Below are 20,865 nucleotides of genomic sequence, written 5' to 3'. Positions count from 1 at the left end.
GATCACGCTGTCGGCCAAGGATGCCCGCGCCTCGGCGGCCAGCGCATCGATGGTTTCCGCGGGGCCGTTGACCACGCAGCGCACCATCCAGCGGTAGCCATCGATGCCGATGAAGCGCACCACGCCGCCGCTGCCCGCACCCACCACCTCGCGACCCCACGGGCCGTCCTGGATGTTCACCGAGCTGGCGTCCTTGCGCAGCGAGTCGGCGAGTTCGGTCGCCACCTCGCGCCACAGACCCGCGCTCTTGGGCGCGGCGTAGGCGGCGATGGTGAACCGCCCGTTGGGGGTCACGACCCATACCGCGCTGGGCGCACCGGCCTCGTTCAGTTCGACCTGGACCTGCCCGCCGTCGGGCATGGGGATCAGCACCGACCCGAGGTCGAGCCGGCCCTGCGCCGCGATGTCGGGATCGTCGAAGTCCTCGATGTCGAACGGGCCGTCGTCGAAGTCCTCGTCAGCCGCGTCCATCGGTGCCGGCTGGTCGACGACGCCCTGGTCGTCCGACTTGTCGGCCGAAGTCGCGGTCGAATCGTTGTTCTTGCGTTTTCCGAATGCCATCACAAACTCGCATGTCCGCCGGAGGAACCGTGGCCGCCGTCGCCACGGGAGGTGTCGGCCAGGCCGGCCTCGTCGAACGAGGTCACCTCGACCAACTCGGGCAGTTCTACCCGCTGCACCAGCAGCTGGGCAATCCGGTCACCGCGGTTGATCACGATCGGCGTGTCGGGATCGAGGTTGATCAGCGAAACCTTGATCTCGCCGCGATAGCCGGCGTCGATGGTGCCCGGACTGTTGACGATCGAAAGACCCACGCGGGCAGCCAAACCCGAGCGCGGATGAACCAGCCCCACCATGCCGTGCGGGATGGCCACGGCGACTCCGGTGGGCACCAGCGCACGATGTCCGGGGGCGAGCTCGACATTCTGCGCGCTGTAGAGGTCTACGCCCGCGTCACCATCGTGCGCCCGGCTGGGCATCGGTAGTTCGCGGTCCAATCGGACGACCGCCAGAGTGTTGGACACGACGTCAGAGATTACTCTGAGCCGCGTGTCAGACACGCGCGCAACCACCCGAAGCACCCTTTACCGCGAACGGTTGTGGGTGCCGTGGTGGTGGACGCTGCCCGCTGCGCTGCTGGCAGGAGTGATTGCGTTCGAGGTCGGGCTGGCCGCCCCGGCCATCCCGGCGTGGCTGCCCTACGTCCTTCTCTTCGGCGTGGCGGCAGCCGTGTTGATGTGGTTCAGCAAGACCGAACTGAAGGTGGTCCGCGACAGCGGCGGCGAGACCGAATTGTGGGTCGGCGATGCGCACCTGCCGGTCAGTGTGATCGCCCGCACCGCCGAGGTTCCGCGCTCAGCGAAGTCGGCCGCGCTGGGCCGTCAACTCGATCCGGCCGCGTATGTCGTTCATCGGGCCTGGGTAGGCCCCATGATCCTGGTGGTTCTCGACGATCCGGACGATCCCACCCCGTACTGGTTGGTCAGTTCGCGTCGTCCGGACCGGATCCTGGCTGCTCTCCGCGGCTGAGCCGCGAATACAGCTCCAGCGGCTGAGCCGCGAATACAGCTCCAGCGGCTGAGCCGCGAATACAGCTCCAGTGGCTGAGCCGCCGTCAGGCGGCGCAGTCCGTGCAGATCATCACGCCGTTCTTCTCGCTGGCCAGCCGGCTCCGGTGTTGCACCAGGAAGCAGCTGGAGCAGGTGAACTCGTCGGCCTGCTTCGGGACCACCCGGACGGACAGTTCCTCCCCGGACAGGTCGGCGCCCGGCAGTTCGAACGACTCGGCGGTCTCGGATTCATCGACATCCACCACGGCAGATTGCGCCTCGTTGCGCCGGGCCTTGAGCTCCTCGAGCGAATCCTCGGAAACCTCGTCTGCTTCGGAACGCCGCGGTGCGTCGTAGTCGGTAGCCATCGTCTTGTGTCCCCTCCCTTACCTTGCAGCAGAGCTTTGTACCAGCGTCGAACGCATTCCCCAAATGATTCGTGCCCGTATTGCCACACGTTTCAGTGTGATTTACATCACAGTACCGTCTGAGCTCTGGTGCGTCAGCGAACACCATTGCCCTTAGAGTGCAGGTGTGGTCGCGCAAATCACCGATGGCACCGCCTTCGACCGGCATGGTCGACCGTTCCGTCGGCGCAGTTTCGTTCCCGGCATTGTGCTCTTCGTCGCACTGGCGGTGGTGACGATGATCGTCTGGATCATCGCGCTCAACCAGCCCGCCGATGTCCACGAGGCCACGGTGTGCAATGCCCCGCCGCCGGCCACCGACCCAGCAACTCCCAAGCTCGGCGAGCAGGTGGCCCGCTCGGCGATGACCGAGGTCACGCCGGCGCCACTGGCCGAGACCAAGATCCGGGTGCTCAACGCCAGCGGCCAGGGCGGTCAGGCCGGCGAGGTGGCCGGCGCGCTTCGCGATCTGGGTTTCTCTCAGCCCGAGGCCTCCAACGATCCGATCTACTCCAGCGCCCGCCTGGAATGCCAGGGCCAGATCCGCTTCGGGCCGTCGGGCCGCGCCGCGGCCGCGGCGGTGTGGCTGGTGGCGCCGTGCACCGAGCTGTTCCAGGACGAAAGGCCCGACGCCGGAGTCGATCTCGCGTTGGGCACGGAATTCAGCGAGCTCGCCAGCAACGACGACATCAACGCGGTGCTGGCCAGCCTGCGTCCGGACGCCACCGCGCCGTCCGACCCCGCGCTGCTGTCAAAGATCCATACCGGCGCCTGCTAGCACCTCGCGCAGGGCGGCGGCCACCCCCGGCGCCGCGGCAGCGACCTGTTCGGCGCCGTCACTGGCAGGCAGCCACACCGTCGCCCCGGCCTCCGCTGCGATGAGCGCCGCCGCGGCCCAGTCCCACAGCTGGACGCCCGCTTCGTAATAGGCATCCAGCCGACCGGCGGCCACCATGCAGAGGTCGAGCGCGCACGAGCCGATCCGGCGCACGTCGCGCACCGACGGCAGCACCCGGGCCAGCACCTCGGCCTGCCGAGCGCGCTGATGCGGGTCGTAGGCGAATCCGGTGCCCAGCAGTGTCATGGCCAGATCGTCGACGGCGCTGCAGCGCAGTGGGGTCCGCGTTCCGGCCCGGATCACCTCGGCTCCGTGTCCCAACGCGGCCGAGTACACCTCACCGCCGGGCACGTTCGCCACCGCACCGGCCACCGACCGCCCGTCGTACTGAACGGCCACCGACACCGCGTACGCCGGGATTCCGTAGACGAAGTTCACCGTTCCGTCGATCGGGTCGAGAACCCAGCTGACCCCGCTCCGGCCCGCGTGCTGGCCGCCCTCCTCTTCGCCCAGGATCGCCTCCCCCGGGCGCAATACCGCCAGCCGTTCGCGCAACCACCGTTCGGTTTCGGTGTCGACGATCGTGACGGGATCGGTCGGGGTGCTCTTGGATCTGACGGCCCGCACGTCGTCACGTCGCCGGTCGCCGGTCGACTCCGCCTCGGCGTCGAACACCTCGGCGCGCCGGCGGGTCACCAGGTCGGCGGCTTCGGCGGCCAGCTGCTCGGCCACCGCCCGCAGTGCAAGAGCATCGAATCTGTTGTCGGTCACGGCTCCATCGCAACATCTTCGGCCCGAAAAGTCGCTTCCGGGATGGCCGGCCGAACGCGGAGGCGTTGTCGAACATCGGTGTCGTCGACGCTCATGGTTCGACGACGGCACCCTGTTCACCGACTAGGGTGGGACGCGCCTCGGTTTGGCCTCATGACCGCCTGTCCCGCGAAGGAGCCCGCCATGACCGCACCCGATGCACCCGCAGCAGATCCGGCGCCCACCGGCGATGCCGAGCACCGCGGATTCGGTGTCGACGTCGGCGGCAGCGGGATCAAGGGCGGCATCGTCGACCTCCGCACCGGGCAGCTGATCGGTGAGCGCTACAAGCTCGACACGCCGCAGCCGTCCACCCCGGAAGCGGTGACCAAGACGGTCGCCGCGGTGGTCGCCGAGTTCGGCTGGACCGGCCCCGTCGGCGTCACCTACCCGGGCGTGGTCACCGACGGCATCGTGCGCACCGCGGCCAATGTCGACAAGGGCTGGATCGGCGTGAACGCCGCCGAGGCGATGAGCGCCGCGCTGGGCGGCCAGCAGGTGAAGGTGCTCAACGACGCCGACGCCGCCGGGCTCGCCGAGGAGCATTACGGGGCGGGCAAGGACAACACCGGTGTCGTGGTGCTGCTGACCTTCGGGACCGGCATCGGCTCGGCGGTGATCCACAACGGTGTGTTGTTGCCCAACACCGAGTTTGGCCATCTTGAGGTGGACGGCAAGGAGGCCGAGCACCGGGCGGCCTCGTCGGTCAAGGAGCGCAAGGACTGGAGCTATGCGCGCTGGAGCGAAGAGGTGAACAAGGTCTTGGTGGCGATCGAGAACGCGATCTGGCCGGACCTGTTCATCGCCGGCGGTGGCATCAGCCGCAAGGCCGACAAGTGGCTACCGCTGCTGAAGATCCGCACCCCGATCGTGCCTGCGGCATTGCTCAACACGGCCGGCATCGTGGGCGCCGCGATGGCGAGTCAGGGTGCAGGCACCGGCGGCCCGCCGTCTACCGCCGGGTAACTTTGCCGAATTCGGTCGACCACGTGGCCAAATTTGCCGCTCGACACGGTGAACACCCACACTGTCGTTACAATGGTCCTCGGCGGCCGCCTACCGGATAGCGGTGAATATCCCAGCCGATAACAACGCCAACATTCGATAGCAGACGCTTTCGGTGGAGTATGCCCATACCCACCGAGAATTTCGTGAGACCGAAAGGGTGTACGTGGCAGCGACAAAGGCAAGCCCGGCGACCGACGAGCCGGTGAAGCGCACCGCTACCAAGACTCCCGCCAAAAAGGCCCCAGCCAAGCGGGCAGCCAAGAGCACTGCGGCCAAGGCCGAGGGCGGCACCGCCACCAAGCGGGCCCCGGCGAAGAAGGCTCCCGCCAAGAAGGCCGGCAAGGCCGCGGCGACCAAGCCCGAGGACGTCAACGACGACTTGGAGGCGGGCGACGACCTGGAGGCCGGGCCGGGCGACGATCTGGAAGTCGACGATTCCGATCTTGAGCTCGACGACGATCTCGGGGCCGACGACGAGGTCGAGGATTCCGACGACGACGAGGACGACGAGGACGAGGAAGGCAAGGACGCCAAGGCTTCCGCGCCGGCCGCGGCCAAGGCCGCCGAGGGTGACGAGGAGCATCCCGAGCCTTCCGAGAAGGACAAGGCCTCCGGCGACTTCGTCTGGGACGAGGAAGAGTCCGAGGCGCTGCGGCAGGCCCGCAAGGACGCCGAACTCACCGCATCGGCCGACTCGGTCCGCGCCTATCTGAAGCAGATCGGCAAGGTCGCGCTGCTCAACGCCGAGGAAGAGGTCGAGCTCGCCAAGCGCATCGAGGCCGGCCTGTTCGCCACGCAGAAGCTCGCCGAGTTGCTCGAGAAGGGCGAGAAACTGCCGGTGCAGCAGCGCCGCGACATGCAGTGGATCTGCCGCGACGGCGACCGCGCGAAGAACCATCTGCTGGAAGCCAACCTGCGCCTGGTGGTCTCACTGGCCAAGCGCTACACCGGCCGTGGCATGGCGTTCCTGGACCTGATCCAGGAGGGCAACCTGGGTCTGATCCGCGCCGTCGAGAAGTTCGACTACACCAAGGGCTACAAGTTCTCCACGTACGCCACCTGGTGGATCCGCCAGGCCATCACCCGAGCCATGGCCGACCAGGCCCGCACCATCCGCATCCCGGTGCACATGGTCGAGGTGATCAACAAGCTGGGCCGCATCCAGCGCGAGCTGCTGCAGGACCTGGGCCGCGAGCCCACGCCCGAAGAGCTGGCCAAGGAAATGGACATCACGCCGGAGAAGGTGCTGGAGATCCAGCAGTACGCGCGTGAGCCCATCTCGCTGGACCAGACCATCGGCGACGAGGGTGACAGCCAGCTCGGTGACTTCATCGAGGACTCCGAGGCCGTGGTGGCCGTGGACGCGGTCTCGTTCACGCTGCTGCAGGATCAGCTGCAGTCCGTGCTGGAGACGCTGTCCGAGCGCGAGGCCGGCGTGGTCCGGCTGCGGTTCGGCCTCACCGACGGCCAGCCGCGCACCCTGGACGAGATCGGCCAGGTCTACGGCGTCACGCGTGAGCGCATTCGCCAGATCGAGTCCAAGACCATGAGCAAGCTGCGCCACCCGAGCCGTTCCCAGGTGTTGCGCGACTACCTGGACTAGACACCGAAACACCACCGGAGCCGGGCTCGAGGATCTCGAGCCCGGCTCCGGTGTTTTCGTGGACCGTCGGTCACCCTCGGCGGCAAGGGTTCGGTCAGGCTAGATCGGGTCGAACGATGAGATCAGCCATTTCCCATCGACTTTCGCGAGCCCGACCTTCACCGCACTGGCCGCCTGTGCGGGTTCGGGGTTGTCGCGACTGGTGGTGGCCTGGTTGAGGAAGACCAACACCTGCGCCGTGTCCGACTGCACGTCAACAGGGGCGGCGCGAACGATCGAGGCTGTGGCGTGGATGTCTTTCTGTTTGGCCGCCGGCACGACGAACTTTTCGGCGAACTCGCTGTAGTACGTCAGGAAGTCACCGGTCAGGTGAGATCGCGCGCCGGCAATGTCCTGATCCAAACTGTTTGGCGCATAGGACAACAACGCCAACGACCCGTCGGTCGCTGCCTCGACCACCGCTGTGGCGGCTTCGGCGGTCCCATGGTCCGCACGATACGTACCGAAGTAGAGCGCTGCCGCGGAGCCTGCCGAGGCGAGCAGGACGCAGATGACTGCGACCGGTCGCCATCGCCGCGCGATCCGACGCGTCCACCGCTGCTGAGGCTCGACGGCCCTCTCAGCCGTGTTTTCCTCACCGTCATCGACGTCACCGGTTTGTGGCTCGTCGAGAACAGCCTCGCTGTCCACAGCGGGCTCGATGTCGAGTTCTGTTGTCGTTGCGCTCACGGGACGAACTCCACCTTCGACATCTTGATCTGTCCCCCGTCTCTCACCATCGTGAGACTCAGGCGCCAGTTTCGCGGCTGCTGGTTCGCCCCGGCCGAATTGCTGACCGTGGTCGCCGAACTGACGAGCACGACGGCGGAGTCGGCATCCATCGACTGCACCGCCGAGGCCCGCACCGTCGCCTTCGTCGTGGCGTTCGAATCCTGCGCCGCTTTCACCAGGTCTTCGGCCGAGGACTGAATGTCGTCTTTGAACTGACCGGCCGAGTTGTCGATGATCTGGCGCACGTTGTCCTGCGCCGTCGCGCTGTCTATCGACATCAGGGTGACGGCGGCTTGCGACGCGGCCGCCGCGAATTCCGCTCGACGCTGCTGCTCACGATCCGCCTGCTGATGGAACCAGATCATGTAGCCACTGGCCGCCAGCAATGCGCCGCTCACCAGGATGGCGACAGCTGCGAGCAATGTCGCGAGTTTCGGACGCCACCTGCGTTTCTCATCCGCGGAGTCGGTCCCGTCGTCGGACCCGCTCTCGGCGCCGTCAGGGTCGGCATCCGCGTCGGACTGCGGAGACAGCTCGAGGTCGTCACTCGGTTGCGAGTCGTCCTCCGCGGCCTCGTCGAGCACGGCTGTCTCAGTTTCCTGTTCGGAGCGGCTGAGTAACCGCATAGTGCACCTCCGGTTGGTCTCGGCCATTCGCCGATGGCAACAGTTGTCGCGGTCGCCTATGGCCGATGTGACTGCTGCCACACGCTAATGCGGCGTCAGCCCGCTTCGATGCCGCTGTCTCACCCAGTGGACCAATCCGTTGGCCGGCGAGGTGGGGCAGCTCGTCACCAATTCCGCAGCGAGCACAACGCGCCTTGGGGACCGGCGGCCCGGTCTACGACGATTCCGTCGATGGCCAGTTCGCAGCGCAGGGTGCCCGGATCCTGCGGTGCCATGCCGCCGGTGGAGACCGCGACCATCGCCCATCGCATCGGGTCGGCGAGCGTGGTCTCGCGAATCCAGGGCTTACCCGGTTCCAGTGTGAGATCGTCCTTGGGGCTGAACTCGTACGGATTGTGGCTGTAATCAGCCCAACTCGGCGGGTCGACCTCGCGGAAATAGATGCCGACCGTGGTCGGCTGCTCAGCGGTGACGGTGTAGGTCACGCGATGCACCGCCGGATTCTCTTCGGCCTGTGCCGGTGCCGCCACGGCGAGAGCCGCACCGAGGGCTACCGCGGACATCGCGCTCACGATGCCGTTGCACCCCAACGCATCACGCGTCGCCACGGAGCCACCTGCTCGATCCGTCACTTGTCACACAACTCAGGAAGAGCCCGTCGGGCGCCTGCGCAACGGAGTTCTCGAAACCTGTGCATGGTGTGTTCTCCTCACGGATGCCTTTCAACGGCGGTGACCGGAAGTAGCGCGGCTCGTACCGGCGCGGCGATCCGCAGAACACCAACCGGCCCCACGACGTGGTGCCGAAGACGTAGTAGCTCGTATCCGAGCACGACGCGCCGAGCACGACGCCGCCCTTGATCCCGGGTACGCACGAAGGTTCACTGCATCCGGCAGGTTCTGCGCTGGCTGGGGCTGGGGCGATCATGGCCGCCGAGACGAGCAGCGCTGCCGTGGCTGCCACCGGTATCCGCACGTACGACACTGTGGCACGCCTGGATCCAGTTTCCAGCCCATGGCCCACTAGGTGGGACATTCTCCGTCAATCGGCCGCAGACGTTGCACAGTGAACACTGTCGCGGCGATCGCCGCCGGCCGGTGTACAGAGGAGTGGGGTTCATGCGGGTGACGGCATTCGTTGGGGCAGGGGCACTTACCGCCGCTGCGGTGGGTGGCTTGTGCAGCCCCGTCGCCGAGGCCTCTCCGAGATGGGGCCTCAACGGGACCTACGTAGCCACCTCGAACGGTGAGTGGGCGAAGACCAACGACGTGTTCCACGACGAGGCCAGCATTCGTGGCATCTGGACGATCTCCACGACATGCAGTTATCCGAGCGAGTGCACCGGCACGGTCGACACCGACTGGGGTTGGAGCGCACCCATCTACAAGAAGGGCGACGTCTGGTACGTCAAGAAAACAGTGGACAATTGGCAGCCGTGTCCCGACGGCACCGCCGGTCCGGGCCTGCAGGTGTACCGATTCTTCACCTCGAACAAGGACGCCACCGCCAACGATCCGACGTCGACGACATTGATGGGCGAAGACTCGACCACGGGCGTCAGCGGATCCTGTGGCAGCAGCAAGGTCGTGTTCATCACGATGCCGTTCAAGCTGGTGAAAACGGGCTGACCGGGCCGGATTTCGGCGGCGCGGTCAGCGCGCCGACAGGCCGCCACGGTGGAATTCCACCGCGGCGGCCTTTTTCAGATCAGGTGGTGAACAGGTCTTTCCAGGTGTGGTCACCGGCGCGCGGCACGAGGTCGGCCTGCCGGAACACCTTCCCCTCCGGAGTGGCGTACCGGCCCGTCCTCGGGTCATACGTGGCAATTGCCACCGACGGTCCGTCAGATCCGTTGGGCGTGAACGCACTCGGTGCGACCGCGGGAGCATCCTGGCCCGGTGGTATCTCACTCACCGGGGCTTCACCTTGAGGCGCCTCGGGCGGCGGCACGGCGTCGGGCGGAACAGCGGCCGGCGGCAGCGGGGTGCCCTCGACCGGGCCGTGGGTGGCCGGATCTCGCTCGACGCGGGAATCCGGTGCGATCCCCTGGGCGAGCAGGTTCGGATCGATCGGGTACGGACCGAGGGCGTGCTGGCGCATCGCCAGCGGCTCGTAAGGTTGGTCGCTGTTGCAGATTTCGACGGTGGGAGCCCGCTTGCCCGGCTTACCCATGCACGGGTAGTTGCGTGCACCGCGGACACCGATCGGTGAATCCTGCGGCAGCTTGCAGTACAGCCCGTCCGGGGTGTCGATGTCACTGGTGTCCTCCGGCGACCGCCATGACGACGGCGGCAGAAACCCCACCGTGCATGCCGGCGGGTCGTTCATCGTAAGAGTGAAGTCGCCCAAGGACATACCGGTCGGATTGTTCTTCGGCGCACCGTATGACTGCGTGGCCGCGATGGATGGCGGCAGGAGCACCAGGAGTTGTTCGAGCGAGGGATGGTAGGTCACCCCGACCTGGCCGAGGCTGATCAGGTTGGCCAGCAACAGTGGCAGGGTCGGCTTGACTTGATCGAACAGACGCGAGGCCTCGTCAGCGGCGGCCGGCCCGTCCTTGAGCAGAGTGCGTACGTGCTCGTCGTCCTCGGCCACCTGTTTGGTGATTCCGGACATGCTGCGGGCCCAGGTACGGATCGCGTCGACCGATTCGGCCTGCCCGTCCAGGAGGGGCGCACTGTCATCGATGAGCGCACGGGATTGATCGGAGACCGCGTTCGCCTCGGCGATCAGTCTCGACGAGGAGTCCAGCAGCGACCCCATGTCGTTTCCGGTGCCGTTGAAGGCCTTGAACGTCTCGTCGAGCAGCGGGCTGATCTTGTCCTTGGGGATGCTGCCGATCAGTGAACTGACCTGATCGAGCATCGGCCCCACGGCTTGCGGGATCGACGTGTTGGATACCGGGATCACCGAGCCGTCATGCAGGTACGGTCCCGAGTCGTTGCGGGGTTGCAGATCGACGTACTGCTCGCCCACCGCCGATACGCTCAGCACCGCGGCATGCAGATCGGCGGGAACTTTTGGCGACGTGTTCAGTGACAGNCTGGCCCCACCGGGTGCCCAGGAACAAACCTCGCTTCAGCCGGGGAACGGTGAAGTCGAAGGTGATGAACTGGTTGAGGTAATCCCCACGGATGGCCCGGTCGATGAAGTTCTGCGGGTAGGGATAGGTGGGCGCGAAGGCCAGCACGGTTCCCAGATTAGGCCCGACGTCGGCCAGTGCGCGCACCGTCGGTTCGAGATTGCGCAGGTTGGTCAGCAGGTCCTCTCGCGTCGCGTTCACCAGATTGGTTGCGGTGTCGCTGAACTGACCGAACTTCTCCAGCGCGGTGGTGATGCGCGGGCGTTCCTTGACCAAGATGTCCAGCGCCGGCGGAATCCGTTGCAGCGCCGTGGTGATCACCTCCTGCTGACCGGACAGCTTGCCGGCCAGCCGGTTCAGTTCCCTGATCGAGGCGTTGATGTCGTCTCGCTGGTTGGCGAACATGCCCACGATGTCGTTCAGCCGGGTGAGCAGGTCGCGGATCTTGTCCTCACGGCCTTTGAGGGCGGCGTTGAATTCCGTTACCAGGTCACCGATCTTGCCCAGGCCGCCTCCGTTGACGAGCACGGACAGCGACGACAGGGTCTGTTCGGTCGACGGATATGTCGAAGTCTGGTTGAGCGCGAGGGTCGAGCCCGGGGTCAGCCGCCCGGAGGGAGACTGACCCAACGGTGGATCGAGGGCGATGTGCATGGAGCCCAGCAGGCTGGTCTGCCCGACGGTGGCGACCGCGTTGGCCGGAACGACGACGTCGGGCAAGACCTGCACCTCCACGTCGGCGTGCCAACCCTTGACCACCATGCGCGAGACACTGCCCACGATGACGTCACCCATCATGACCGGCGAATTGGCCTCCAGCGTCCCGATATTGGCCAGTTCGACGTGATAGACCGTCGCATCCGACCCGCGCCCAACGGTGCCCGGCAGGGGCAGTGAATTCAACCCGTGGAACGCACAGCCGGTGAGTGTCGCCACCGAGCAGGCGGCCACCGCGGTGAGTCGTGTCAACGAGTGCCGGGTGATCACGGGGTGCCTCCTGGGGCCGGCGGGGCCGGGGCCGGAGCGGCTTCGGCCGGCAGCAGCATGTCCCGCAATGTCTTCGGCCCCTGATCCGGCGTGACGGCCGGGGCCCCCGCGGGGACCGGCGCGCCGGGGAACAACGCAGGAGACGGAGAGGCGGGGGAACCAACGGGGGCGGGACCACCCGGGGGGGNGCCCCATCCGGCCGGTGGTGGCACGTCGCCGGCACCGGTGAAGGCCGACACGGCCGGCGGCTGTTCCGCGTACGGCTGCGGACGTCCTCCGGCGCCACCGGGCGCGAGATTGGGATCGGTGTACACCAGGTTCTCCGGGCTGGGCGCCTTCTTCAAATAGGCGTTGAACGGCATGGGCATGTAGTTGAAGTTGAGCAACGACAGGGCCGGCCCCAGATACTGGGCACACAGCTTCGACGATTCCGCGGCCGTGGCATTCTTCACCGCCGCGATCGCCGAGCACACCGCCGCCACCGGATTGGCGAAGCTCGACAGCGCGAACGCCCCGACTGCAGTACCGCTGTCGGGGTTGTAGATGTTGTAACCGTTGGCGATGGCGTTCGGCGCGACGTGCAGGACGTTCTCCAGCTTGGTCTTGTTGTCCACCAGATTCTGAGTGACACTGTTCAGCCGCTGCAGCTGTTCGGCGGTCTGATCACGGCTGCCTGCGACGAAGCGCCGAACATTGCCGGCGGCGTCCGCCAGGTTCGTCAGGGCGGCGTCCAGATCGGACCTGCTCCCGTCGACGACGCTGGTCACGCTGGCCAGTTGGCCCTGGAATTCCATGATCTGGGCGTTACTGTCCCGCAGCGCCGCCACGAAGATCTGTAGGTTCTTGATGATGCCGACGATGTCGCCGCTCCCCTGGCCCAGAATCCTTGCGATATCGGACAACTGGCTGATCGCCTCGTGCAGTTTCTCGCCGTTGCCGTTCATGGCTGCGGCGGCACTGTCGACGAAGCGGCTCAGGGAGGTGGCCGATGCTCCGTTGATCGGACCCAGATCGGACGCCAATCGCATCAGCTGATCCTTGACCTGGTCCCATTCAACGGGCACGGCCGTGCGCTCCACCCCGATCTGCGCTCCGTCCGCCATGGTCGGGCCGGCGTCTTCATACGCCGGGGTCAGTTGGACATACCTGGCGGCAACCAGGTTCTGCGCCATGAGGATTGCCTTGGCGTCGGCCGGAATCTTCACACCATGATCGATGGCGAGAGTGATCCGTGCCTGGTCACCGACCGGCTCGATGCCCGTGATCGAGCCGACCTTGACCCCGGCGACACGAACCTCGTCGCCCGGGTAGATCGCGGTGGCCGAGGTGAAGTAGGCGGTGATGGTGGTCGGCTTGAAGACCGTCTGCCGCACGATCATCGCCGTGCCGACCAGGGCCAACGCGGTGAGCAGCACCAGCGCGGTGCGGCTGATGCGTCGCCGATTACGGGCGATCATCGACTTCCTCCAGGAATGCCGTTGTGGGGCCAGGGGAATTCGGCACGTGGGCCGGCATTGTCCGGCGGTTGCCCGGCATTGGTTCCGCGCCGGAACCCGAACGCGTAGTCAAGGAAGGGCTGAAGGGTCTGCCCCGGCAGCAAGTTCCCGACAAAGGCGTTGTAGTACCAACCGTTGTTCACCGATTCACCCTGGGTGACTTGGTATTTGGCGAGACCCGCCAGGGCGCCGGCAATGTTGTCCCGGTTCTTCTCCAGCATCGCGGTCACCGAGTTGAGCTGTTTCAGAGTGGGCGCGAGCTCTTCCTCGTTGTCGGCAACGAGTCCGGAGAGCTGCTGGGACAGCGCCGAGGTGTTCGCGAGCAGGTTGACGATCGCATAACGGCGTTGATCGAGAACCGCGGTCAACGCGTTCGCATCCAGCAGCAGTGTGTTCACCTGCTCACTGCGTTTCGACAGGATTCCGGTCACATCGGCGGCACTCTTGAGCAGATTGCTCAGGGATTCGTTGCGGCTGTTCAGTGTCTCCGACAGCCGGGACAGCCCGTCGAACGTCGGCCCCAACTGCGGCGCCATCCGATCGATGGTGTCCGACAACGTATCCAGCGACTGGGTAAGTGCGGCGGTGTCGGTGCCCGCCGTGTTGTGCGTGAAGTCACCGACCGCGTTGGTCAATGAATACGGCGACGCCGTCCTGGTGATCGGGATGGTGTCCGAGGCGCGCATCGTGCCCGCGCCGGCCGGCTCCAGGGTGAGCATCCGCGCACCAAGCATCGTCCCGGTGCGAATGTGCGCGGTGGTGTCGGAGCCGAGGCGGACCTTGCTGTCGAGGGTGAAGGTCACCAACGCCTTCCCTCGGCTCAGCCTGACATCGGTGACCAGGCCCTTGGTGACGCCGGAGATCTTGACGTCGTTGCCGACGGTCAGGCCGCCCGCCTCGGCGAACAGCGCGTTGTACTTGACCGAAGTGGCCCACGACCACAGCGCCTGGGGCTGGAGGCCGACGGCGATGACCATCGCGATCAGCACGATGCCGATGAGTCCGCTTCGGATGAGGTGCGATCCACGGTATTTCAGCATCAGGGTTCCCCACAGCGTCCGGTGTTCTGCATGATCCACGGGAAGTACGCGGTGCGCCCCTGCAGGTCGGTGACCCTGACATTCATGCCGCACAGGTACTGGTTGATGAAACTTCCGTACGCGCCCAATCGGACGAGCTTGCGGTAGTTCTTCGGGGCGTTCTGCAACGCCAGATCCAAACGAGCCATGTCGTCCTCGTTAGAGAGCAACGGAGCCAGGCGGGTCAGCTGGTCCACGGTTCCCGACAGTGGCGGGCGGGCCTGTGTCATGAGGTCCGTCAGGGATGCAGTGCCGTTGTCCAGAGCGGTGATGGCCTCTCCGATGGGATCGCGCTCCTGCGACAGACCGGTGACGAGCTGTTGCAGCTGCTCGACGGCAGCCGAGAATCTGTCGCCGTCCTTGGCGACGGTTGCCACGGCGGACCTCAGGTTGTCGATCAGTTGTTGCACGGTCTGCCCGTTGTCGGCGAGTGCCTGGGTGAACGACGTCGTGTGGGCCATCAGTGATTCCACCGTGCCGCCCTGGCCCTGCAGGATCTGGATCAGCGAGTTCGTCAAGGCGTTGACGTTCTGGGCGTTGAGCCCCTGGATGACGGGCTTGAGCCCGCCGAGCAGAAGGTCGAGATCCAGGGCCGGCTCGGTCCGCTCGACCGGGATCAGTGAACCCGGCGGCTGCAGCTTGGTCGAGCCGGGGCTGTCGAGCAGCTCGAGATACCGGTTACCGACCAAGTCCAGATAGCGCACCGCGACCTTGGTGGCGGTCGTCATGACGATCTCGCGGTCCGCGTCGAAGTGCACCAGCACCGTGTTGTCGGATTGCAGGGCAACGTCATTGACGGTACCGATGCGGATTCCCGCGACCCGGACCGAATCGCCGGCCTTCAGGCTGGAGGCGTCGGTGAAGACCGCCGAATACCCGTTGGTCGACCCGGTGCGGTACTGGCCCATGATCGCAAACAACGCTGCGGTCAAGATCAGCATCGTCACTCCGAACACGCCGAACTTCACAGCGGTCCCGCGGCTGCGCGTCATCCCGGTTGTCCTATCTGGGCGGTGTTGCGGGGCGGGCCGTCGAGCGGTCCGTACAGCGCCTGTTTGAGTGCGTCGGAGTTCAACAGGATCCCCTGATTGCCGTATTGCGCTGGGTCGGCATCGATATCGGTCACCACGAATGGCGGCCGTTGCTCGAAACCCACTTCGGGCAGGCCGTGGCACTGTGGGCCTCCGGTGGCGGCAACCTTCGGCAGGTTGCCCGGATACCGGTAACGCTCGGTGCCCAGCAGGAAGGAATTCAGCAGCATCACTCCGGGCAGCGGCTGGGGCGGTCCGAGCGCCAGCGGCTCCAAACCCTTGAGTCCGCAGTTGAGCGCCTGGTGATACTGATTCGTCAGGCTCGTGGTCGGGGCGAGCAGCCGCATGGCGTCGGTCAACGCCGCGCTGTTGGTTGCCACCACCTCGTTGCCGATATCGGCCAGCCCGATCGCGCTGACCAACAAGGCATCCAGATCGCTTTGGTGCTCGACCAGCGTGTCGCTGAGTTGCGTCGCGCTGCGAGCGGTATCCATCAGATCCGGCGCGGCGTCAGCGTACGCGTTGAACACCTCGGGCGCGACGGCCATCTCATGACTCAGCGTCGGGAGACTGGGACCGATCTTGGCCAGCATGGCATCGAGGTCGACCAAGGTCTGGCCGAACTTCTCGCCGCGACCGTCGACAGCCAGAGCCATCGCGCCGAGCGTTTCGTTCAGCTTTTCCGGATGTATCTGCGCCAGCACCGAGACCAATTGCTCGAACACCGTGTTGATCTCGACGGTGGTGTGCGACGCGTCGAGGACCTGGCCGGCGTACATCGTTTTCTGTGAGGGTTCCGATGGCGGCACGAGTTGGACGAACTTGGCGCCGAACACGGTGCTCGATGCGATCTCCACCCCGGTGTTGGCCGGAATCAGTTGCAGGGCATCGGGGTTCATCGCGAGCCGAAGTGCCGCCTGCCCGTCGGGCAGTGATTCGATCTCAACGACCTTGCCCACCTCCGCACCGTGCAGTTTGACCTTGGCGTCGGGGTTCATCACCAGACCTGCCCGCGGGGAGATCACCGTCACCGATGCGGTGGGCGCGACCCCACCGCGAAACAGCACGATGGCGCCGGTGATGATGGCGGCGATCACCACGACCGTGATGAGCCCCGTCAGTTGACGTACAGCGTCACGCGACATCAGATGCCTTCTCTAGCCGGAGAGGTTGAAGTTGCCGTTGGAGCCGTAGACGGCGAGCGAGATCAGCAGGGTGATCGAGACGACGACGATGAGCGACGTCCGGACCGCGTTTCCCACTGCCACGCCCACCCCGGCCGGACCACCCGTGGCGAAGAAGCCGTAGTAGGTGTGCACCAGCAGGATCGCCAAAGCCATCAGCAGTGCCTGCAGGAATGACCACAGCAGGTCGATCGGGTTGAGGAACGTACTGAAGTAGTGGCCGTAGAGCCCACCCGATTGTCCGAGCAGCACGACAGTGGTGAACTGGCTGGCCAGAAACGACAGGATCACCGCGATCGAGTAGAGCGGCGTGATGGCGACCATCCCGGCCACGATGCGCGTCGAGACGAGATACTCGACCGGCCGGATGGCCATCGCCTCCAACGCGTCGACCTCTTCGTTGATGCGCATCGCGCCGAGTTGCGCGGTGACGCCGGCGCCGAACGTGGCGGCCAAGCCGATGCCGGCGACGATGGGGGCCGAGATCCGGACGTTGATGAAGGCGGCCAGGAATCCGGTGAGCGCTTCGATACCGATGTTGCCCAGCGAGCTGTAGCCCTGGATCGCCAGGACCCCGCCCGTGGCCAGAGTCAAGAACCCGACGATCACGACCGTTCCGCCAATCATCGCCAATGTGCCTGCACCCATACTGATTTCGGCGATCAGACGGACGACTTCCTTGCGGTAGTGCGCGGCGGCGAAAGGCATGCCGGCCAGCGCGCGGCCGTAGAACAGGACATGGTCGCCGATACCGCTCAGCACGGCCCCGGGCCGCCGCACGGCACGGGACAGGCGCGGGTAGGCCGACTGGAGTACCGCCGTCATCGCGTCGTCATCTGGATGCCGATGGCGGTGACCACCACGTTGACCACGAACAACGCCATGAAGGCATAGACGACCGTTTCGTTGACGGCGTTGCCGACCGCCTTGGCACCGCCACCCGACACGGTCAGACCGCGGTAGCACGCGACCAGACCGGCGATCAGGCCGAACAACGCCGCCTTGACACAGGAGATGATGACCTCCGGAATTCCGGTGAGCAGGGTGATACCCGCTGCGAACGCACCGGGATTGACGTCTTGGACGAACACCGAGAACAGGTATCCGCCAAGGATTCCGATGATGACGACGACGCTGTTGAGCAGTAACGCCACCAGCCCTGAGGCCAGCATCCGCGGCGTGACCAGGCGTTGTATCGGGTTGATGCCCAGCACCTCCATGGCGTCGATCTCTTCACGGACGGTGCGTGAGCCCAGATCGGCACACATGGCGGTGGCCCCCGCGCCGGCGACGATCAAAACCGTCACCATCGGCCCGACCTGGGTCACGGCGCCGAAGGCCGCGCCCGCCCCGGAAAGATCCGCCGCACCCAGCTCGCGCAACAGGATGTTCAGGGTGAACGACACGAGCACGGTGAACGGGATGGCCACCAGCAGAGTCGGCGCCAAGGACACCCGAGCCACGAACCAGGACTGGTCAAGAAATTCCCGCCATTGAAAGGGCCTGCGTACCACGAATCTCGCGGCATCCACCGACATGGCGAACAACCCACCCACCCCTTCGAGTGGGCCGGCGAGTTGTCGCTGCAGCATCCGGTACTCCGTTTCTGTGTGCGCGTCACCCGAGAGTCGGTATGACCTGGAACACGTCTCGACCGGGAACAATCGCAGTTCACAACCGAGCGCACCATCGCGTGTCCCACCCACCGGGAAATGCCGTCCCGCGGCAAGTAACCCTCGGTTTCACCGGTCAGCGGAACACGCCATTGCCGACCTTGGTGGGAGCGTGTGAGCCTTGCTGAGACGGGCCCCGCAAGACGAAGGAGTAGGTATGTCCGATGCTGCTGTGACAACCGACGTTGCCAGCACCGCAGATGGCCTGCGCGAGATCAGCACCAGCGCAGGAACTTTGCGGTACTACGACGTCGGTGAGGGGCCCACCGTCTTGTTCTTGCACGGATCCGGGCCCGGGGTCACGGGCTGGCGCAACTTCCGTGGAGTACTACCGACGTTCGCCGAACGCTTCCGGTGCCTGGTGCTGGAGTTCCCCGGGTTCGGTGTATCAGATGACTGGGGCGGGCACCCCATGGTCACCGCGCAGGGCACGGTCACCCCGTTCCTGGACGCTCTCGACGTCGAGCGAGTGCACATCGTCGGCAACTCGATGGGCGGCGGCGTCGGCATCAACACGGCGATCGTCGCACCCGAGCGGGTTGACCACGTTGTCACGATCGGCGGGATCGGCACCACGATCTTCTCCCCCGGACCGAGCGAAGGCATCCGCCTGCTGCAGGAGTTCACCGAGGACCCGACCCGGCAGCGGCTGGTCGACTGGCTGCGCTCGATGGTCTACGACCAATCGCTGGTGACCGAGGAGCTCATCGAAGAGCGTTGGGTGCTGGCCACCGATCCCGAGACATTGGCCGCCGCCCGACGCATGTACGGCAAGGCGGCGTTCGCGGCGATGATGGCATCGATGGCGGCTTCCGACCTGCCCATGCCATGGGCCCGGATGCACAAGGTCGCCGCGCCGACGCTGTTGACCTGGGGACGTGATGATCGCGTGAGTCCGCTTGACATGGCGTTGATTCCGATGCGCACCATCCCGAACGCGGAGTTGCACGTATTCCCCAACTGCGGGCACTGGGCGATGATCGAGGCAAAGGCCGCTTTCGAGTCGGTGGTCACGGCTTTTCTGACCACGGATGAGTCGCCGCGCAGCGCCGGTGAAAAGGCCTGAAGTACCGCATCTTTGGCGAGCAGGAAAGCTCAGAGTGGCGCCGAGGCCTAGCGATCGGTGTGCAGCCGCTCGAGGCCGGACAGCACCATGCCGATGCCGGACCGGTGCGCAGCAACCAATTCGTCAAGTTCGTGCGGTTCCTTGGCGTCGACCCACCAGGTGTAGGCGTTGCTGCTGACATGGATCACCAGCCGGCTCGGCAGTGACCGGATGAACTCGTCTTCCCCCAGTGCGAAATGCCCTGCCAAGAACTCGGTGATGGCGTCGGCGAAGTTTTCACTCCATTCCATCCATCGCAAGCGGTACTGCGGCGTCTCGGCAACGAGCGACATCAGTTTCCGCGCGATCTCGACCGACTGCTGGTGCTGCACCTCGGCTGTCTGGCGGTGCCGAACCTCGAGTGTGAACATGTCGACGAGGACATCGACCGGATCTGAATCTGCTGGCGCGCCGGCCAACAGGGCGCGCATGTGGCCCTCACTCCGCCGGAACAAGGGCCCCAGGACGTCTTCTTTGACCGGGAAGTGACGATAGAACGTCCGCGTCGCGATGCCGACCTCGGCGCAGATGCGCTCGACCGTCGCCGTGGTGTCGCCGTCGGCGATGAAGATGTCGCGTGCGGTCCTGGCGATGCTGAGCCGCAATTCCTCGGCACGACGCTCGGTGAGCGTCGGCCCGTTACCTCTGGGCATTTGGTGGCACCCGTTCTTTACTTCGCCGCCACGCTGTGCCTAGACTCACATCTGTCATGTTGTGACACATATGCAGAGTATGACAGGTATGGGAGGTGTTGTGCCAACGTCGCATGACGACGCGACTTCCATAGCGATGCTCAATCGGGTGGCTTCGCTCCTGGAGGCCTTCGGCGCACGACAATCGCTGACGCTGGCGGAGTTCACCCGGTATTCGAACGTGCCGCGTTCGTCGGCGCATCGCATCCTGCAAGGCCTGGTCCAGCTGGGCTGGATCGAGCGGCAAGGCGCCGGCTACGTGCTCGGCCTGAAGATGTTCGAATTCGGCTGCCAGGCGGTGCGGCAACGTCGGGTTCCCGAGGCAGCCCTGCCGGTGATGGTCGACCTGCATCGACGCACTGGGCTGACGGCGCATCTGAGCGTCCTGGCGGATACCGATGTGCTGCACGTCGAACGCTTCGGGGCGTGGCCCAGCGCCGGCAAGTGTTGGCAGGTGGGTTCCAAACAGCCCGTGGAACAGAGTGCCGCCGGCCGCGCGCTGCTGGCGCAGATCGACGAGTCAGCCTGGCCGGAGTTGCGTTACGTAACGACGTCGGCGTACGGCATTCGCAACCGGGCGGACTTGGATCGACACCTGGCCACCGTGCGCGGCCGCGGCGGGGTCGCAGTCGATGCCGGGGGGTATGAACCGGGAGTCACCGTCGTGGCCGCCCCGATCGGAGTTGGCGAGGGTGGCAACCGGTTCGCGCTGTCACTGTGCGGACCCACGAGGTCGACGCGTGTCGAGCCTGTCGTCGCCGCCGTTCACAGCGCCTCATGGGCCATCTGCCATAGCCTGTCCGATGTGCCGCGTAATGGCGCCGGTCAGGCTCGCGCAGCACATCGCGCGGTGACTCCGGCCATGATTCACCGAACCGGCGAGACGGTTGTGGCCGCCGCCGGAGGTAGGTGACAGCCGCAAC

22 protein-coding genes and 2 pseudogenes are annotated in these 20,865 nt (G+C 65.8%); 7 read left to right on the top strand and 17 right to left on the bottom strand.

What is annotated here, in order from left to right; all coding sequences use genetic code 11:
* Positions 1 to 561 (bottom strand): DUF3710 domain-containing protein (locus tag BN4332_RS02245; RefSeq protein WP_066896937.1); only part of this gene is annotated, 561 nt, incomplete at its 3' end.
* The gene (gene dut, locus BN4332_RS02240) at positions 561 to 1,025 is read right to left on the bottom strand and encodes a dUTP diphosphatase (RefSeq protein WP_066896935.1); all 465 of its coding nucleotides are present in this window, start codon (positions 1,023 to 1,025) and stop codon (positions 561 to 563) included. The genes dut and BN4332_RS02245, both read right to left, overlap by 1 nt.
* Positions 1,026 to 1,050: 25 nt before the next feature.
* On the opposite strand from dut, the gene BN4332_RS02235 reads away from it, so the two are divergent.
* Complete coding sequence (locus BN4332_RS02235; protein ID WP_066896933.1) at positions 1,051 to 1,530, top strand: DUF3093 domain-containing protein; 480 nt, start codon at positions 1,051 to 1,053, stop codon at positions 1,528 to 1,530.
* A gap of 85 nt (positions 1,531 to 1,615) precedes the next feature.
* On the opposite strand, the gene BN4332_RS02230 is transcribed toward BN4332_RS02235, so the two are convergent.
* Positions 1,616 to 1,918 (bottom strand): DUF4193 domain-containing protein, encoded by a 303-nt coding sequence (locus tag BN4332_RS02230; RefSeq protein WP_066896932.1) that lies wholly within the window; start codon positions 1,916 to 1,918, stop codon positions 1,616 to 1,618.
* Positions 1,919 to 2,084: 166 nt separating this feature from the next.
* Between BN4332_RS02230 and cei the strand changes: the two genes are divergently transcribed.
* Positions 2,085 to 2,735 (top strand): envelope integrity protein Cei, encoded by a 651-nt coding sequence (gene cei, locus BN4332_RS02225; RefSeq protein WP_066896930.1) that lies wholly within the window; start codon positions 2,085 to 2,087, stop codon positions 2,733 to 2,735.
* Here the strand turns inward: cei and BN4332_RS02220 are convergent.
* Positions 2,709 to 3,566, bottom strand: coding sequence for an inositol monophosphatase family protein (locus BN4332_RS02220; RefSeq protein WP_066896928.1), 858 nt, complete (start codon positions 3,564 to 3,566; stop codon positions 2,709 to 2,711). The genes cei and BN4332_RS02220 overlap by 27 nt on opposite strands.
* A gap of 183 nt (positions 3,567 to 3,749) precedes the next feature.
* Between BN4332_RS02220 and ppgK the strand changes: the two genes are divergently transcribed.
* Both ppgK and BN4332_RS02210 read left to right on the top strand, forming a co-directional pair.
* Entirely contained in the window at positions 3,750 to 4,571 is an 822-nt protein-coding gene (gene ppgK, locus BN4332_RS02215; protein ID WP_066896970.1) for a polyphosphate--glucose phosphotransferase, read from the top strand.
* Between the two features lie 205 nt (positions 4,572 to 4,776).
* Positions 4,777 to 6,216, top strand: a complete 1,440-nt coding sequence (locus BN4332_RS02210; RefSeq protein ID WP_066896968.1) for an RNA polymerase sigma factor — start codon at positions 4,777 to 4,779, stop codon at positions 6,214 to 6,216.
* Positions 6,217 to 6,315: 99 nt separating this feature from the next.
* On the opposite strand, the gene BN4332_RS02205 is transcribed toward BN4332_RS02210, so the two are convergent.
* The 4 genes from BN4332_RS02205 to BN4332_RS02190 form a co-directional block, all read right to left on the bottom strand.
* Positions 6,316 to 6,945, bottom strand: coding sequence for a twin-arginine translocation pathway signal (locus tag BN4332_RS02205; protein ID WP_066896926.1), 630 nt, complete (start codon positions 6,943 to 6,945; stop codon positions 6,316 to 6,318).
* Positions 6,942 to 7,613, bottom strand: coding sequence for an Rv1363c family protein (locus tag BN4332_RS33615; protein WP_200820242.1), 672 nt, complete (start codon positions 7,611 to 7,613; stop codon positions 6,942 to 6,944). The genes BN4332_RS02205 and BN4332_RS33615 overlap by 4 nt, the downstream gene beginning before the upstream one ends.
* Before the next feature lie 164 nt (positions 7,614 to 7,777).
* On the bottom strand, positions 7,778 to 8,176 hold the full coding sequence (locus BN4332_RS02195; protein WP_066896964.1) for an Rv2576c family protein: 399 nt from the start codon (positions 8,174 to 8,176) through the stop codon (positions 7,778 to 7,780).
* A 31-nt stretch (positions 8,177 to 8,207) separates the two neighbouring features.
* Positions 8,208 to 8,588: a hypothetical protein gene (locus tag BN4332_RS02190; RefSeq protein ID WP_074132945.1), complete on the bottom strand. Its 381-nt coding sequence runs from the start codon at positions 8,586 to 8,588 to the stop codon at positions 8,208 to 8,210.
* 143 nt (positions 8,589 to 8,731) lie between these two features.
* Between BN4332_RS02190 and BN4332_RS02185 the strand changes: the two genes are divergently transcribed.
* On the top strand, positions 8,732 to 9,241 hold the full coding sequence (locus BN4332_RS02185; RefSeq protein ID WP_066896963.1) for an Rv2253/PknI dimerization domain-containing protein: 510 nt from the start codon (positions 8,732 to 8,734) through the stop codon (positions 9,239 to 9,241).
* A gap of 79 nt (positions 9,242 to 9,320) precedes the next feature.
* Here BN4332_RS02185 and BN4332_RS02180 read toward each other — a convergent pair.
* The 8 genes and pseudogenes from BN4332_RS02180 to BN4332_RS02145 all read right to left on the bottom strand — a co-directional run.
* Positions 9,321 to 10,661: pseudogene (locus tag BN4332_RS02180) on the bottom strand (MCE family protein); the annotation flags it as partial.
* A pseudogene (locus BN4332_RS02175) lies at positions 10,657 to 11,682 on the bottom strand (MCE family protein); the annotation flags it as partial. The pseudogenes BN4332_RS02175 and BN4332_RS02180, both read right to left, overlap by 5 nt.
* The gene (locus BN4332_RS02170) at positions 11,679 to 13,139 is read right to left on the bottom strand and encodes an MCE family protein (RefSeq protein ID WP_066896924.1); all 1,461 of its coding nucleotides are present in this window, start codon (positions 13,137 to 13,139) and stop codon (positions 11,679 to 11,681) included. The pseudogene BN4332_RS02175 and the gene BN4332_RS02170, both read right to left, overlap by 4 nt.
* Complete coding sequence (locus tag BN4332_RS02165) at positions 13,136 to 14,218, bottom strand: MCE family protein (RefSeq protein ID WP_066896961.1); 1,083 nt, start codon at positions 14,216 to 14,218, stop codon at positions 13,136 to 13,138. Before BN4332_RS02165 ends, BN4332_RS02170 begins: the two co-directional genes overlap by 4 nt.
* On the bottom strand, positions 14,218 to 15,249 hold the full coding sequence (locus BN4332_RS02160; RefSeq protein WP_066896922.1) for an MCE family protein: 1,032 nt from the start codon (positions 15,247 to 15,249) through the stop codon (positions 14,218 to 14,220). Before BN4332_RS02160 ends, BN4332_RS02165 begins: the two co-directional genes overlap by 1 nt.
* Entirely contained in the window at positions 15,246 to 16,433 is a 1,188-nt protein-coding gene (locus tag BN4332_RS02155; protein ID WP_066896920.1) for an MCE family protein, read from the bottom strand. Before BN4332_RS02155 ends, BN4332_RS02160 begins: the two co-directional genes overlap by 4 nt.
* A 12-nt stretch (positions 16,434 to 16,445) precedes the next feature.
* Positions 16,446 to 17,297: an MlaE family ABC transporter permease gene (locus BN4332_RS02150; protein WP_066896918.1), complete on the bottom strand. Its 852-nt coding sequence runs from the start codon at positions 17,295 to 17,297 to the stop codon at positions 16,446 to 16,448.
* On the bottom strand, positions 17,294 to 18,064 hold the full coding sequence (locus BN4332_RS02145) for an MlaE family ABC transporter permease (RefSeq protein WP_066896916.1): 771 nt from the start codon (positions 18,062 to 18,064) through the stop codon (positions 17,294 to 17,296). Before BN4332_RS02145 ends, BN4332_RS02150 begins: the two co-directional genes overlap by 4 nt.
* A gap of 238 nt (positions 18,065 to 18,302) precedes the next feature.
* Here BN4332_RS02145 and BN4332_RS02140 point away from each other — a divergent pair, with 238 nt between their 5' ends.
* On the top strand, positions 18,303 to 19,211 hold the full coding sequence (locus BN4332_RS02140; RefSeq protein WP_066896911.1) for an alpha/beta fold hydrolase: 909 nt from the start codon (positions 18,303 to 18,305) through the stop codon (positions 19,209 to 19,211).
* 47 nt (positions 19,212 to 19,258) lie between these two features.
* Here the strand turns inward: BN4332_RS02140 and BN4332_RS02135 are convergent, their stop codons facing one another.
* Positions 19,259 to 19,903, bottom strand: a complete 645-nt coding sequence (locus tag BN4332_RS02135; RefSeq protein WP_066896909.1) for a TetR/AcrR family transcriptional regulator — start codon at positions 19,901 to 19,903, stop codon at positions 19,259 to 19,261.
* Between the two features lie 148 nt (positions 19,904 to 20,051).
* Here BN4332_RS02135 and BN4332_RS02130 point away from each other — a divergent pair, with 148 nt between their 5' ends.
* Complete coding sequence (locus BN4332_RS02130) at positions 20,052 to 20,855, top strand: IclR family transcriptional regulator (RefSeq protein WP_235653999.1); 804 nt, start codon at positions 20,052 to 20,054, stop codon at positions 20,853 to 20,855.
* The last annotated feature ends 10 nt before the right edge of the window (positions 20,856 to 20,865 follow it).

Source organism: Mycolicibacterium houstonense, assembly GCF_900078665.2.
Taxonomy (GTDB): Bacteria; Actinomycetota; Actinomycetes; order Mycobacteriales; family Mycobacteriaceae; genus Mycobacterium; species Mycobacterium houstonense.
This window is presented reverse-complemented; position numbering and strand designations above follow the sequence as displayed.

Bases quoted from the DNA above. Each gene is read 5' to 3' on its own strand.
- BN4332_RS02230 (WP_066896932.1), bottom strand. From the start codon at position 1,918: ATGGCTACCGACTACGACGCACCGCGGCGTTCCGAAGCAGACGAGGTT.
- ppgK (WP_066896970.1), top strand. From the start codon at position 3,750: ATGACCGCACCCGATGCACCCGCAGCAGATCCGGCGCCCACCGGCGAT.
- BN4332_RS33615 (WP_200820242.1), bottom strand. From the start codon at position 7,613: ATGCGGTTACTCAGCCGCTCCGAACAGGAAACTGAGACAGCCGTGCTC.
- BN4332_RS02195 (WP_066896964.1), bottom strand. From the start codon at position 8,176: ATGTCCGCGGTAGCCCTCGGTGCGGCTCTCGCCGTGGCGGCACCGGCA.
- BN4332_RS02185 (WP_066896963.1), top strand. From the start codon at position 8,732: ATGCGGGTGACGGCATTCGTTGGGGCAGGGGCACTTACCGCCGCTGCG.
- BN4332_RS02165 (WP_066896961.1), bottom strand. From the start codon at position 14,218: ATGCTGAAATACCGTGGATCGCACCTCATCCGAAGCGGACTCATCGGC.
- BN4332_RS02160 (WP_066896922.1), bottom strand. From the start codon at position 15,249: ATGACGCGCAGCCGCGGGACCGCTGTGAAGTTCGGCGTGTTCGGAGTG.
- BN4332_RS02155 (WP_066896920.1), bottom strand. From the start codon at position 16,433: ATGTCGCGTGACGCTGTACGTCAACTGACGGGGCTCATCACGGTCGTG.
- BN4332_RS02150 (WP_066896918.1), bottom strand. From the start codon at position 17,297: ATGACGGCGGTACTCCAGTCGGCCTACCCGCGCCTGTCCCGTGCCGTG.
- BN4332_RS02145 (WP_066896916.1), bottom strand. From the start codon at position 18,064: ATGCTGCAGCGACAACTCGCCGGCCCACTCGAAGGGGTGGGTGGGTTG.
- BN4332_RS02140 (WP_066896911.1), top strand. From the start codon at position 18,303: ATGTCCGATGCTGCTGTGACAACCGACGTTGCCAGCACCGCAGATGGC.
- BN4332_RS02135 (WP_066896909.1), bottom strand. From the start codon at position 19,903: ATGCCCAGAGGTAACGGGCCGACGCTCACCGAGCGTCGTGCCGAGGAA.